The sequence below is a fragment of the Paenibacillus sp. 11B genome (assembly GCF_030487755.1).
Lineage (GTDB): Bacteria > Bacillota > Bacilli > Paenibacillales > Paenibacillaceae > Paenibacillus > Paenibacillus vandeheii.
The window spans coordinates 799,645-813,599 of sequence record NZ_JAUKNS010000004.1 but is presented as its reverse complement, the minus strand read 5'-3'; the positions used below and the strand labels follow the sequence as shown (position 1 = coordinate 813,599).

General features: G+C 47.4%; 12 protein-coding genes. All 12 read left to right on the top strand.

Going from position 1 to position 13,955, the window contains the following annotated elements:
* Nucleotides 1-136: 136 nt before the first annotated feature.
* The 12 genes from lspA to Q0V21_RS20515 all read left to right on the top strand — a co-directional run bounded on the left by lspA (nucleotide 137) and on the right by Q0V21_RS20515 (nucleotide 13,856).
* A complete protein-coding gene (lspA, locus tag Q0V21_RS20570; RefSeq protein WP_301880395.1) occupies nucleotides 137-628 on the top strand; it encodes a signal peptidase II in 492 nt (163 codons plus the stop codon).
* 263 nt (nucleotides 629-891) lie between these two features.
* Nucleotides 892-2,130 carry an ABC transporter substrate-binding protein gene (locus Q0V21_RS20565; RefSeq protein ID WP_443145137.1) on the top strand — a complete coding sequence of 413 codons (1,239 nt, stop codon included), beginning with the start codon at nucleotides 892-894 and terminating at the stop codon, nucleotides 2,128-2,130.
* Between the two features lie 25 nt (nucleotides 2,131-2,155).
* Nucleotides 2,156-3,022: a carbohydrate ABC transporter permease gene (locus Q0V21_RS20560; RefSeq protein WP_024629816.1), complete on the top strand. Its 867-nt coding sequence runs from the start codon at nucleotides 2,156-2,158 to the stop codon at nucleotides 3,020-3,022.
* Nucleotides 3,022-3,849 (top strand): carbohydrate ABC transporter permease, encoded by an 828-nt coding sequence (locus Q0V21_RS20555; RefSeq protein WP_301880393.1) that lies wholly within the window; start codon nucleotides 3,022-3,024, stop codon nucleotides 3,847-3,849. Before Q0V21_RS20560 ends, Q0V21_RS20555 begins: the two co-directional genes overlap by 1 nt.
* A gap of 289 nt (nucleotides 3,850-4,138) precedes the next feature.
* Nucleotides 4,139-5,929, top strand: a complete 1,791-nt coding sequence (locus Q0V21_RS20550) for a cache domain-containing sensor histidine kinase (protein ID WP_367620537.1) — start codon at nucleotides 4,139-4,141, stop codon at nucleotides 5,927-5,929.
* Complete coding sequence (locus tag Q0V21_RS20545; RefSeq protein ID WP_301880391.1) at nucleotides 5,895-6,689, top strand: response regulator transcription factor; 795 nt, start codon at nucleotides 5,895-5,897, stop codon at nucleotides 6,687-6,689. The genes Q0V21_RS20550 and Q0V21_RS20545 overlap by 35 nt, the downstream gene beginning before the upstream one ends.
* A gap of 117 nt (nucleotides 6,690-6,806) precedes the next feature.
* Nucleotides 6,807-8,126 carry an extracellular solute-binding protein gene (locus tag Q0V21_RS20540; RefSeq protein WP_301880389.1) on the top strand — a complete coding sequence of 440 codons (1,320 nt, stop codon included), beginning with the start codon at nucleotides 6,807-6,809 and terminating at the stop codon, nucleotides 8,124-8,126.
* Between the two features lie 30 nt (nucleotides 8,127-8,156).
* Nucleotides 8,157-9,038, top strand: a complete 882-nt coding sequence (locus Q0V21_RS20535) for a carbohydrate ABC transporter permease (protein ID WP_024629821.1) — start codon at nucleotides 8,157-8,159, stop codon at nucleotides 9,036-9,038.
* Nucleotides 9,039-9,083: 45 nt separating this feature from the next.
* A complete protein-coding gene (locus tag Q0V21_RS20530) occupies nucleotides 9,084-9,956 on the top strand; it encodes a carbohydrate ABC transporter permease (protein WP_443146337.1) in 873 nt (290 codons plus the stop codon).
* A gap of 430 nt (nucleotides 9,957-10,386) precedes the next feature.
* A complete protein-coding gene (locus Q0V21_RS20525; RefSeq protein ID WP_079347964.1) occupies nucleotides 10,387-11,796 on the top strand; it encodes an MATE family efflux transporter in 1,410 nt (469 codons plus the stop codon).
* A 237-nt stretch (nucleotides 11,797-12,033) separates the two neighbouring features.
* A complete protein-coding gene (locus tag Q0V21_RS20520; protein ID WP_079347962.1) occupies nucleotides 12,034-12,930 on the top strand; it encodes a helix-turn-helix transcriptional regulator in 897 nt (298 codons plus the stop codon).
* Between the two features lie 86 nt (nucleotides 12,931-13,016).
* Nucleotides 13,017-13,856 carry an Rpn family recombination-promoting nuclease/putative transposase gene (locus Q0V21_RS20515; protein WP_301880387.1) on the top strand — a complete coding sequence of 280 codons (840 nt, stop codon included), beginning with the start codon at nucleotides 13,017-13,019 and terminating at the stop codon, nucleotides 13,854-13,856.
* The last annotated feature ends 99 nt before the right edge of the window (nucleotides 13,857-13,955 follow it).

Genomic DNA, 13,955 nt, shown 5'->3' with positions numbered 1-13,955 from the left:
GTACGACAGCTCATATGGATTCAATACAGCGGCTGTGTTAAAGTGGAGGAAACATTACGTTAAACCCAATGGTACGGTAGAAGACTGAGGGGTTAACATAGGCTAGGCTGTACAGTCTGGCAGGAGGAGAGGCAACATGTTGTTTTATTTTATAGCACTGCTGGTTACCTTGGTGGATCAGGGCACCAAAATGGCGGTGAGGATGTATATGGAAGTTGGCGACACGATGAGACTTGGCGATTCGGGTATGCAGCTGCAGCATTATGAGAACAGTGGAATGGCCGGCAGCCTGTTTCAGGGGAACGCGCGTCTGTTTGGCGTGGTCGCCATTCTATTTATCGCAGGTATGATGTATTATCGGAGAAAAGGTGAAATTCGCGGTTTCTGGATGCAGGCAGGTGCTGGCTTCATGGTCGGTGGTGCTTTGGGGAATGCAATCGATCGCTTTATTTACGCACGCGTAACGGATTTTCTCGTGTTTCCGTCGGGACGCGGAATACTCAATCTGGCGGATGTTGCAATAAACATAGGCGTGATGCTGCTGGTCATCGGTATGTTAATTCGTGCATTTCAGAGCTATCGGGCGAAGCGATTGCGAAATGCATTGCCGAAAATTGAACGTTCATAATGAGACAGCAACGGCTTTGCTGTAGGCCATTATAAGTGAATAATTAAGAGGCATTGGATATCATCCGATGTCTTTTTTTGTTATGTCGATGACCGGACTCACGCTCAGTGGGGCTGATTCAATTTTATCGAAACCGTTTTAGGAATAATAGGACACATTATAGTCAACGCTCATAGTAGGAATCGGTGGAAGGATTAACCACATGGTTACTTCACTAATTTAATGGGTAAATCTTAACGTATATAAGCTGAGGGAGGTACAACATGAGAACATCGTTTACCAAGGCACTCGGGATAATGCTGCTTTGTGGAATAACGGCTGTATTGCTGTCTTCCTGCACCAGCGGGAATCATGCCAACGGCAAAGTGCAGGTTGAATTTTTTCAGAACAAACCCGAAGCCAAAGGAACATTTGATGAGTTAATCAAAACATTTAACGCCGAACACTCCGATATTCAGGTCACTCAGGTGAATCCACCAGATGCGGAGACGGTGCTGAAGACACGTGTGGTGAAGAACGATGTGCCAGATATTATGGCGATGGGGGCGACGGATACCTATTCCATTCTTGCACAGAGTGATATTTTCGCCGATCTGACCGATAGTCCACTGTTAAAAACAATCGATCCCAACTACATACAGATGCTGAAGGATGTCACGGGAATGGATGAAGTGACGGGCGTTCCTTACGCAACAAATGCAAACGGAATCATGTATAACAAAACGTTGTTTAAGGAAATGGGTTTGGATGTTCCCGAAACCTGGGACGAGCTGATTGCTACAGCCCAAAAAATTAAGGATGCAGGTAAAATTCCGTTTTACTTCACATACAAGGATGACTGGCAGACGAATCTGCCGTTCAATGCACTCGGACCTAACTTGGTTGGTATTGATTTCTATCTGGAGCGTCGCGAGAACAAGGTGACCTTCAAGGAGAAATACCGTGAGGTCGCGGAGAAGCAGTTGGAACTGATGAATTATGGTCACGGCGACAACTTCGGTAAAGCGTATTCGGATGGTAACCGTGCCTTTGCCAATGGCGAAGCTTATATGTACATCCAGGGTACCTGGGCGATCTCCGAGATTCGCAAAGCGAACCCGAATGTGGACATTGGTTTCTTCCCATTCCCGACAGGCAATGACCCAAGCCAGATTAAGCTGGTGAACGGAATCGACTCCCTGTTTACCATTGCAGCGGATACACCAAACAAGGAACAGGCTGAGCAGTTCATCGCATTTCTGCTGGAGCCTGAAAATATAGGCAAGTACATTAAGGAACAAACGCTGTTCTCTGCGGTGGAAGGTGTAAAACAAGATGATCCTGCTGTACAGGAACTGACACCTTACATTGAGCAGGGCAAGGTTATCGACTTTGCCGATCACTATATTCCGGCTGCGGTGCAGCTGAATTCCATCGTACAGTCCTTTTTGCAGAACAAAAACATCGACAACTATCTGGATACACTCGACAAAGAATGGGACAAGGTAGCGAATCGGCGATAACGCCTTGTCCGAAGGAGGATGGAGTATGAACAAGCGCATTGCGCCCTATTACTGGATGACGGTTCCGGCGGTAGTATTGTTCTTCGTATTTATGACGCTGCCGGCCCTCCAGGGGATCTATTATTCTTTTACGAACTACAACGGATTTGGTAATGGTTATGATTTTGTTGGATTCAAAAACTATTTCAATCTGTTTCAGGATGACAATGTAGGCAATGCCTACTGGTTTACCTTCAAGTTTGCGATCGTTGTAACGATCCTGACGAATATTCTAAGCCTACTCATTGCACTCGGGCTGAATGCCAAGATCAAGTTCCGTAACTTTTTCCGGGGCATCTACTTCTTGCCGAATATCCTGAGTGTATTGATTGTAGGTTACATATTTAACTACCTGTTCTCCAACGTATTTCCGATCTGGGGACAAAACCTGGGCATCAACGCCCTATCCACCAACATTCTGGGCAGCGAAAGCCTGGCATGGATCGGGATCGTGATTGTGGCCGTATGGCAATCCGTTGCATTGAATACGATTCTATATCTGGCGGGATTGCAAACGATCCCTACAACATTGTATGAAGCATCAAATCTGGACGGCGCCGGCAAATGGCGTGAATTCTGGAGCATTACATTCCCGCTCATTGCTCCATTCTTCACGATTAACATGGTGCTGGCGATGAAAAACTCATTGATGGTCTTTGACCAAATTGTGGCCTTGACCAATGGTGGACCGGGACGGGCAACACAGTCCATCTCCCATCTGATCTACACGGGTGGATTTGAAGGCGGCGAATATGCATATCAATCTGCGAACTCGGTTATCTATTTCATCGTTATTGCGGTGATTTCGATTCTGCAAATCCGGTTCCTGCAAAGAAGGGAGACGGATCTGTAATGAGAAGCCGTTTACGTACCAACTGGCCTGTTATGTTGTTGATTGTTCTGGGTACCTTGTTCATTCTGTTCCCGTTATATATGACGGTTACCATCGCATTGAAAAATCCGGAGCAAATGGCCCAATCGGTATTTGCCATTCCGACAACGCTTCACTGGGAGAACTTTGCAAGCGCAATAGACATGACTAACTTCTTTCAATCGTTCCGTAACAGTGCGATTGTTACTGCATCAACAGTTATCCTGACCTTGCTCAGTAACTCCATGGTGGCTTACGCGATTGCGCGAAATATGGAGAAACGGAAGTTTTTCAAAGGGCTGTACTACTACTTCGTCAGCGCGATGTTCATTCCGTTTCCAATCATCATGCTGCCGATTGTTAAGCTGACTGCATCATTGGACATGACGAATCTGTTGGGTCTAATCCTGTTGCACACGGTATATGGACTTGCCTTTAACGTATTTGTATACGTCGGATACATTCGGTCCATTCCGGTAGCACTGGAGGAAGCGGCCTTTGTAGATGGAGCGACAACCTGGGGCACGTTCTGGAAAATCATTTTCCCATTGATGGCGCCGATCAGTGCCACAGTGGGTATCCTGACCTGTCTGTCCACTTACAATGACTTCCTGCTGCCACTCATTATCATTAGTGATCCGGCACAATACACGCTGCCGCTTGTGCAGTATGTATTCCAGAGTCAATTCAATACCGACTTTAACCTGGCGTTTGCTTCATACTTGCTGGCATTGCTGCCGATGATCATCATCTATCTGTTCGCGCAGAAGTGGATTATCAACGGGGTGACACAAGGCTCGGTAAAATAATAAATGAGAGGTTGGGCTCATCATGGAGCCCGCCTTTTTTTGTTTTTATGGCTCTTTTGCTTGCTTGGACAGGATGATAGATATAAGTGATTGATTAACAAAGGGAACTGTGCTATTTTTTAGTCGTTAGTTTAATCGATAAACAAAGCGCAGAGAAAGGGAGTAATCAGCCGTTATGTAAACGCTTTAAATATTGCTGATGCTGGATTCGGCATAGCTTGTACTCCATCGTCACCCAGCATGAGATTCGGGTGGCGATTTCTTTTACATGCAGCGAGGAGGATGGGTCTTGCGAGGGAAAATGGGCAGATGGAATTCATTACGCAATCAGATCTTTGTTGGTTTTGTACTGGTGATGCTGATGGTCTTGTTCATTGCAGGCATTGTTGCCTATGATCGGGTATCCGGTCTGCTGAAGACCAATGCGGAGAAGCATATTTATCAGACGGCTGTTCAGGCCAACGGCAGATTGGATGCCCTTATTTCACAGGTGAACTCCCTGACAGCCCAAGTGGCGGATGATCCTTACGTTCAGCGTTTGCTGAGCAATGAAAAAAGCGGAGAATCGGCAACATTCAATCAGCGTCAGGCCCTCCTGCAGATTGTGGGCAGCTATCAATCCTTTATGAATGGCGTACAGAGCATGGAAATCTACACCACCAATCACAGCCGGATTTTCCCCATGGATGACCGCTCCCTGGATGTGAGGCTGGACCGGAACTGGATTACGGAAGCGGACAAGGAAAAAGGAAGGCTGATCTGGACTGGCCCCGATCCGGAAGATCCCGGCGTGATTATGGCTATTCGGCGTGTCAGCTTGATGGACCGGGCCTTTGAACATGGAGGCTACGTTGTAGTGCGGATGCAGCGCAGTTTCTTTCAGTTGAATGATCTGGATGATGCGGACGATACGCTGGACTCGATTCTGTTGGCGGATGCCAATGGGAGCGTTGTGACTTCCAATCTGGAAGCAGACCTGAATGTGGAGGCATTGCTGAGCAGTGATCGCTCCATTGTTCAGACCCGGGATGAGCCCTATATCGTGGTCAGACAGCATTCCGAAATTACGGGGTGGACCCTGGCTGTCCTTACTCCTGTGAGTGAAACAACCGAAGGAGTATCCATCCTTCGTACGGCGCTGCTCATATCCGGATTATTTGGCGTCGTTTTGTTTCTAATCATGTCCTTCCTCTTGTCTACCATGATTACACGTCCGATCAGGCGACTAATGAGGGCCATGCGCAGTGCGCGTCCGGGAGCAATGGAGCCCAATATTATGGTGAGTTCAACAATGGAGATACATAAGCTCAATGAAGTATACAATCAGATGGTATACAGGCTGAACGAGTTGACCCAGGAAGTGTATGAGAAGGAAATTATGCAGTCTCGAACGGAACTAAAGGCACTTCAGTCGCAGATTAATCCTCATTTTTTGTTCAACACGCTGGAGGCGTTCTATTGGTCACTTGAGGACAAAGGAGATGAGGAAATGGCACGTATGGTTGTAGCGATGTCCCGTTTATTTCGCTATATTATCTCCAGTCCGAATCAGAATGAATGGGTTACGCTTGCCGATGAATTGGAGCACGCCGAACGTTATCTTCGGATCATGGAGATGAGACTTGGCGACAGATTGACATGGGAGATTCAATTAAGTGATAGCATGCGAATGGTGAAAATCCCCAAACTGCTCATCCAACCGTTGGTGGAAAACGCCATTCTTCACGGAGTGGAGAGCAGAATCGGACCTGGAAAGGTAAGTGTTCGTGTCGATGCATCGACAAAGGAGGGGCTTGTTCACATTGAAGTTCGGGATGACGGACCTGGTATGGATGATCAAAGGCTTCAATCTGTCGACCACGCATTGAATGGGGGACCTGCAGTTTCCGACAAAGGGACAGGCGTGGGTCTGATTAACGTCGATCGTCGGCTGAAGCTCTATTTTGGCAATCAGCTCGGTAAAGCTTGCGGGTTGTCTGTGAAAAGTGAAATGGGTGAAGGAACCATCATTGGCTTTGATATTCCGAAGGATACGGAGGGTGCATATGATTCATGGCAAAACGATTCTAATCGTCGATGATGAGCCGCGCACACGAGAGGGCATCCGCAAGACGCTGGAAGGCTGGTCGGCTGGCCGCAATGAGATCAGAACGGCAGCTAGTGGAGTCGAGGCAGCCGAATGGCTCAAGGAACAGTCAGCGGACCTGCTGATCACAGACGTACGAATGCCGGAGTTCTCCGGCCTGTCTCTGGTTGAAGCGGTGCAGGATTATCCGAGTAAACCTGTCGTACTGATCATGTCGGGACATGCCGATTTTCAATATGCCCAGCAGGCCATCAAGCTCGGTGTGGTGGATTATCTGCTCAAACCGATTGAGAAGGAGCAGCTGATCCAGACGGTTGAGAAAGCCCTGGAACTTGGTGAACAGCAGCGGCGCATTCAAACGATGCAGAAGCTCGTTGATCCGAAGCTGCTGGATGCCAGGGAGCGAGGAGATCAGCGACTTAATCCCCAGATCAGCGAAGCTATTGCTTATGTGGAGGCCCATCTGGGCGAGCCTGTCACCATGCGGGAAATCGCTGAGCTTTTGCATTTGAACTCAAGTTATTTCAGCGTGCTGTTCAAGGAGCAGATGGGAATTAATTTCAGTGAATATCTGACCCGGAAACGTGTTCAGCGAGCCAAGGAATTGCTCGTTCAGACCGCCTTGCCCATCTCGGAGATCGCCGAGCAGGTTGGGTATCAGACGGATAAATATTTTATTAAAGTGTTTAAGAGCCTCGAAGCGATCAGCCCAAGTAAATATCGTCATTCCATTACCAATCAAGAGAATAAATAACCATAAAATAGTGGAGTTTTTCCAAATCATCCTGGTCTTATGGGGTCGGTGTACCCATGTTAGAATTTAATTAAAGCGGTTACATCAACCGAAAAACGAATACAGGGGGTTGGGAAAATGAATAAAAAGCCCATAGCAATGCTTCTGACATTGACGCTTATCCTCACCATATTTTTAACCGGATGCAGCAGTTCGGATTCCGATGAAAAGGGTGAAGCAAGCGGTAGCGGGTCCGATGGAAAGGTGACCCTCAAGTTTATGCACCTCTGGCCAGCGGGCAGTTCAGCACAGCAGAACAAGCTGGTTAACGACATCATCAAGCAGTATCAGACTGATAACCCGAACGTAACGATCAAGCAGGAAGTACTGGAGAATGAGCAATATAAAAACAAGCTTAAAATTTTATCCGCTTCCAATGAACTTCCCGATGTAGGGGTAACCTGGGCCGCGGGATTTCTCGAGCCTTACGTAAAGGGGAACCTGTTCGCGCCGGTGGATGACCTTCTGAGTGGTCCACTTGAAGGCAAGTTCATTGCCGGAACGACCGAAGCGTATGCCGTAGAGGGCAAAACCTACGCGCTCCCCATTGAGTTGAATATATCTCCGATCTACTATAATAAGGCCATCTTCGCCAAGTATAATTTGCAACCGCCAACAACATATGATGAGTTCCTGAATGTGGTGAAAACGCTGACAGATAATGGGGAGGTCCCCATTGCTCTTGGCAACAAGGACCGCTGGACCGGCTCGCTCTGGTATATGTATCTGGCGAATCGTCTGGGCGGGGATGCACTGGAAAAGGCTATCCAGGGCACGGGCAAGTTTGATGATCCCGCACTGATCAATGCCGCTACTGAAGTACAGAAGCTGGTGGACATGAACGCGTTCAACAAGGGCTTCAACGGTTTGTCCAACGATGAAGGCAAATCGGAATTCATGAATGAGAAGGCAGCCATGTATCTGATGGGCACCTGGGAACTGCCGAACTATACAACCAACCCGGATGTACCACAGGAGTTCAAGGATAAGATTGGATTCTTTAAATTCCCGACGATGGAGGACGGCAAAAGCGATATTAACAGCTGGGTCGGCGGTCCAGGTGTAGGTCTGTTCGTTGCACAGAACTCCAAGGTGAAGGATGAAGCGCAGAAATTCGTGCAATATTTCGTGGAAAAATGGGGTGAGAGCTCCGTAACTGAGGCGGGCGTTATTCCGGCAACAAAAGTGGATACTGCGGAAGTCCAACTGCCGCAGCTCTATACTGACCTGCTGAACGAATTGAATCAGGCCAGCAGCCTGACACTGTTCGCGGATGTACAGATGAAACCAGCGGCAGCTCAGGTCCATCTGGACATGATTCAGGCCCTGTTTGGAAAAGCAGTGACTCCAGAGGAGTTTGTGAAGAATCATCAGGCAGCCATTGATAAAGGCAATTAACGGTACAACGCACAAAGGGAGGATATTCTGATGGACAAAGTCATGTCCAACCGTTTAGTCGCTGCGTTGTACGTGCTTCCCGCGCTGCTGCTGTTATTGGTCCTGATCTATGTACCGATCGTTCTGACCGGATATTACGGATTGATGCAGTGGGACGGGATTGGCGCAATGACCTTTATCGGTTTAGAAAATTACACACGATTGCTTCACGACGCAACGTTCTGGCAGAGTGCCTATCATACTTTTTTGCTGGCGCTGTTCTCCGCACTGAGTCTAATCGGCTATCTTGCGATTGCACTTGTGCTGTCAGGCAAAATCAAGGGAGCCAACCTGTTTCGCAAAATATATCTTATTCCGATGCTGCTGTCATCGGTGGCTATAGCCCAGCTATGGCTGAAGATTTATCATCCAAGCAATGGCGTGCTTAACTCCTTTCTGGAAGGAATCGGGATTGCCAATCCGCCAGCCTGGCTGGCGGAGCCATCGCTGGTGTTGTATGCGCTGTTCGTGCCGATCTTGTGGCAGTATGCCGGATTTTATATTTTGATTTATTATGCTGCGCTTAAAAATATCCCGGAATCGCTGGTGGAAGCCGCCCGGATTGATGGAGCGAACCCTTGGCAAATTGCTTTTCGCATCAAGCTGCCCCTGATCACGGAAGTGATCAAAGTGACGATTGTGCTGGCAGTTGTCGGCTCGCTGAAATACTTTGATCTGATCTATGTGATGACGGATGGTGGGCCGAATGGCTCCAGTGAAGTAATGGCCTCTTACATGTATCATCAGGCTTTCCGGGGATTCGACTTTGGTTATGGAAGTGCTGTCGGTTTCTTCCTGTTGGTCATCTGTCTGGTCGTCACCTGGCTGTTACGGAAAGCTACGGCATCCAAGGACACCATTCAGTACTCTTGATACAAGTGAAATGAAAGGAGGTCCATCCCTGTGAAGACGGAAACCGTGGTTCGGTTGCCAGCCTATCCGGGAACAGGCCCGGGCTCGACATTGCTGAGAAGGATCGGATATTTTCTGCTCTACAGCCTGTTGATTCTGGTCGCATTGCTGCAGATTCTGCCCTTGATTTGGCTGATGCTGTTCTCGCTGAAAAATAATCAGGAAGTATTTGATATGGCTCCGTTCGCCCTCCCCGCAACGCCGCGATGGGAGAATTATTTGAAAGTGTGGACGGAAGGCAACATCAGTTTATATTTCTTCAATAGCGTCTGGATTACGGTTGTGTCTGTCGTGTTTACCGTGTTGTTCGCGAGTCTGGTTACCTTTGCTATCACTCGTATGCGCTGGAAAGGACGTTCACTGGTGTTGGGGTTGTTCATGGTAGGTCTGATGATCCCTGTGCATTCAACGCTGATCCCGCTGTTTAGTCTGTTCCTGAAGCTTCATCTTACGGATCATCCATTGTCAGTCATTCTGTCCTACATCGCGTTTAACATGCCGATCACCATCATGATTTTGCTCGGCTTCTATTACGCCCTTCCACGGGAAGTCGAGGAAGCCGCCGTGATGGACGGATGCTCGGTCCATCGGATTTTCTTCCGTATCGTCTTGCCGATGACCGCTTCGGTGATCGCTACGACGGCGATTATCAACATGATTTATGACTGGAACGAGTTTATTTTCGTGAATACGTTCATCAGCACAGACTCGTATAAGACTCTGACCGTTGGGGTACAGAACTTTATTGGGCAGTACACCACGGATTGGGGCGCGATTGGTGCAACGCTGATGATCAGCATTCTGCCTATCCTGATCGCTTTCCTCGTCCTGAGCAATCGAATCGTGGAAGGCATCGCTGCCGGATCGGTAAAAGGTTGAACCTATGTATGTGATATGAGTCAATGGCTACCTTAACCCGTGAACCCTTATATTTCCCAATCAAAGAGGGAGGTGTAAGGGTTTTTGCTCATCACCCTGGGGCTAGATAAATTGAACCAAACTTTTACACGATAACGGAGAGGACAGAAATAACCAGAAGAAGCGGAGCGTTCGCCTTTATCCCCAGATTTTCTCCTTTGAAAAAGGAAATCAAAAAAATCTGGGGGTAACAGCGATCGGAAGGTTGTTCTGGCATCGGAGTAGCAAGTGTAAATAATCTTTAGTTCAATTCATATAAATGAAAGATTTGAAAATACCTATTATTGGAATTTCAAAAAACTTTCAAGTTTTTTCGCAAAACTACTGCATTTTCAAACTACCTGTGCTAACATACCCTAAGAATTAAAGCCCACACGGGAAAGGTGAGAAAATGACAGCAATATCCTCAACCCAAGAGTCCCTGCGTTCGGATGCCAAGGATCTGAATCTGATTCGGCTAACATGGCCTATCTTCCTGGAACTCTTCTTGTTTATGTTGATGGGGAGCGTGGATACGTTCATGCTCAGTTCGGTGTCCGATAATGCAGTATCCGGGGTCGGAGCAGCCAACCAGATTATTTCCATTGCGATTCTTGTGCTGGAAGTCATTGGACATGGCGCTGCGATTGTTGTGGCACAATATATTGGTTCGAAGAAGTTGAGTGAGGCGGCACAGGTCACGGGTAATGCGATTACACTGAATCTGATTGTCGGACTGATCCTGAGCGGAGGCTTTCTTCTGTTCGGAGGACATCTGTTGACACTGCTGCATATTCAAGGTGAAATATACGATTTTGCCCGTTCTTATATAAGTATCGTGGGAGGCGGGATCTTCCTTCAGGCTCTCATTAATGCGCTGGCCGCGACGATTCGTACACATGGTTACACCAAAGAAACGATGTATGTTTCCGTTCTGATGAACGTGATTCACGTCATTGGTAACTACGCCCTTATTTTTGGCCATTTTGGCCTGCCGAAGCTTGGTGTGGAAGGGGCAGCGATCTCCACAGTCGGCAGCCGTTTGATCTGTTTGATCATTTTCTTCTGGCTGCTCTATCGCGTCATGGAAGTCAGAGTGGAGTTTGGTTATTACATCAACCTGTCGAAGAAGTTTATTGGAAAAATATTGCGAATTGGGATTCCGTCTGCGATGGAATCCATGGTATATCATTCCTGCCAGCTCGTGTTCACGCTGTATGTGACCTATCTGGGCGCAGAAGCCATGGCAACCAAGCAGTATGCGGGTAATATCTCCAGCTATATCTACTTGTTCAGCATGGCGATTGGTATGGGGACATCGATCATTGTGGGCCGGCTTGTGGGTGCGCGGCGCAAAGACGATGCGTACAAACGTGTTTTTAACAGTGTGAAATGGGCCCTTCTGGCTACGGTTATCATTGATGTGATCATCATTCTGTTCCGCGTACCGCTGATGAGCATATTTACGGATAATCCGGAAATTATCAAGCTGGGGGCTCAAGTGATTCTGCTCAGTCTTTTGCTCGAAACCGGACGTACCTGCAATATTGTGATAATTGGTTCCCTGCGTGCGGCAGGGGATGCAAAGTTCCCGGTATACATGGGTCTGATCTCCATGGTCTGCATGAGTCTGCCTCTGGGGTACCTGCTCATATTCAAACTTCATCTGGGGCTCGCTGGTGTGTGGCTTGCCATTGCGGCTGATGAGTGGACCCGTGCGGTCATTATGTACTTCCGCTGGAAGAGTAGAGCTTGGGAGAAACATGAACTGGTGGAGCATGATGACGAAGAGGTTGGTGCACAGCCGGTACCGGCTGTCTGACGAAGAATGTTGTGCGAATAGATAAATGAACCTGTTGTAGATCAATGGAGTGCCTCTACAGGAGCCACGGAGCAACAGTTTCCCAGGAGAGTCAATTACGGAAAGGATTTAATCCGTGATTGGCTCTCTTTGCATTTCCGGCAGAGGTCAGCAGAAGTGAGAGTATAGCAAAAATGATCAAAACGGCGATGACATCATTCACGTATAGTAAGGATATGGAAGGGGGCTTTACCTCAGTTGAGCCGTTACCGTGCAATGATTCAGCAAAGTTTGTTCTATATTGAAACCCATCTGCATGAGGAGATCGGGCTGGAAGAAGTGGCGTCCAAGGCGTTGTTGTCGCCGTATCACTACCACCGGGTTTTCCGTAATGAGGTTGGCATGACCGTGGTGGATTATATTCGAAACCGTCGGATGAGTCTGGCGTCCACGGCCCTGCGATCGACGGATGCAGGTATTCTGGACATCTCCCTGGCTTGTGGATTTGAGAGTCAGGAAGCCTTCACCCGCGCATTCCGCAAATTATATGGCATGCCACCAGGACGTTTTCGCAAATTGTTCGATCTGAAATTATTCGAAGGAAGAACCAGAGGAGGAGAATTACAGATGAATCAGACGTCAACGATTACAGGCTGGATGTTAACCGGAAGTCATCCGCAAAACTATGAGATAGGTATTGATCCTGCCGAAGTGCATCAGGGGAAAGCTTCAGGTTATCTGAAAGCTGTTACGCCGATGGATAGCAATGAGTTTGCCACAATGATGCAGCAGTTCAGGGCAGATAATTATGTAGGCAAGCGGATGAAGTTATCCGGTTTTGTGAAGACCGAACGTGTTGAAGCATTCTGTGGATTATGGATGCGAGTGGATAACAATGCCCATGACGTGCTTCAATTCGATAATATGCACGATCGGCCGATTACGGGCACGCAACCGTGGAATCAGTACAATATTGTATTGGATGTGCCGAAGGACAGTGCGGTTATCTCATTCGGGGTTATTTTGAACGGCAAAGGAAAAGTGTGGGTGGATAGTTTCCGGTTCGAAGAGGTTGATCCGAATACACCGTTGACTCATATGGAGACGGAGTATGAGATGTCGGACGAGCCAATGAATTTGTCTTTCGAGGAGTGATTAGATATGGACGCAGGTTCAATGTTAAGCTGAAGGAAGTATGGGAATTATGATATAATGCTGGTGAAGAATGGAGCTGATGCTGGATGACGGATTTGCTCGATCCACGAGTGGATTTTGTATTCAAACGTATTTTTGGAAGTGAGCAAAGTAAAGATGTTTTGTTAGCCTTCCTTAACAGCACGTTTATTGAAACCGGTGAGTCGCCTCTTACGGAAATTACACTTATTAACACGTTTACGGACAAAGATAGTCCGGAAGATAAACAATCCATTTTGGATATCAAAGCGCGTACGGTGGAAGGCAAGTTAATCAACATTGAGATGCAGCTGTTTAATCCGTATAATATGGAAAAAAGAACGCTATTCTACTGGAGCGAAATGTACTCTCACCAGATCAAGAAGGGTGAAAATTATAATCTTTTGAAAAAATGCGTGACGATCAATATTTTAAATTACTCATGTCTGGACAATGAACGATATCACAATGTTTTTCATTTACGTGAAGATCATACAGGTATTGGTTTGACAGATGATATAGAAATTCATGTAATGGAATTGACCAAACTGGATCAACACCCTGTCCCTATGGACAAGGGCGGACTGGTGAACTGGCTTTTATTCTTAAAAGGAATTGATCCATCAAACTGGGAGGTGCTGGCGATGAATGAACCGATGCTAAAGAAGGCAATGGACACGCTGGAATTTCTGAGTCAGGACGCGGCTACGAGAATGGCATATGATGCACGGATGAAAGCGCTAAGCGATGAAAAGTCGATGATAGAAGGTGCACGTGCTGAAGGAGAAGCCAAAGGGAAAAGAGAAATGGCTCGTGAGCTTCTTGCACTTGGCGTAGACATGTCTGCTGTGGTGAAAGCCTCCGGGCTCTCCGCAGAGGAAATCAAAAAACTGCTGCCCAAGCAGTAACTGAAACTAAATCAACACGATCCAGAGCTGATCCAAATACGGATTGGCTCTTTTTGTTGCGTTTAGGGTATACAAAAAGTAGAGCGAAGTCCACGCTGA

Excerpts from the sequence above, each read along its gene's own strand:
- Q0V21_RS20540 (WP_301880389.1), top strand. The coding sequence starts at position 6,807 with ATGAATAAAAAGCCCATAGCAATGCTTCTGACATTGACGCTTATCCTC.
- Q0V21_RS20535 (WP_024629821.1), top strand. The coding sequence starts at position 8,157 with ATGGACAAAGTCATGTCCAACCGTTTAGTCGCTGCGTTGTACGTGCTT.
- lspA (WP_301880395.1), top strand. The coding sequence starts at position 137 with ATGTTGTTTTATTTTATAGCACTGCTGGTTACCTTGGTGGATCAGGGC.
- Q0V21_RS20555 (WP_301880393.1), top strand. The coding sequence starts at position 3,022 with ATGAGAAGCCGTTTACGTACCAACTGGCCTGTTATGTTGTTGATTGTT.
- Q0V21_RS20560 (WP_024629816.1), top strand. The coding sequence starts at position 2,156 with ATGAACAAGCGCATTGCGCCCTATTACTGGATGACGGTTCCGGCGGTA.
- Q0V21_RS20565 (WP_443145137.1), top strand. The coding sequence starts at position 892 with ATGAGAACATCGTTTACCAAGGCACTCGGGATAATGCTGCTTTGTGGA.
- Q0V21_RS20545 (WP_301880391.1), top strand. The coding sequence starts at position 5,895 with ATGATTCATGGCAAAACGATTCTAATCGTCGATGATGAGCCGCGCACA.
- Q0V21_RS20515 (WP_301880387.1), top strand. The coding sequence starts at position 13,017 with ATGACGGATTTGCTCGATCCACGAGTGGATTTTGTATTCAAACGTATT.
- Q0V21_RS20525 (WP_079347964.1), top strand. The coding sequence starts at position 10,387 with ATGACAGCAATATCCTCAACCCAAGAGTCCCTGCGTTCGGATGCCAAG.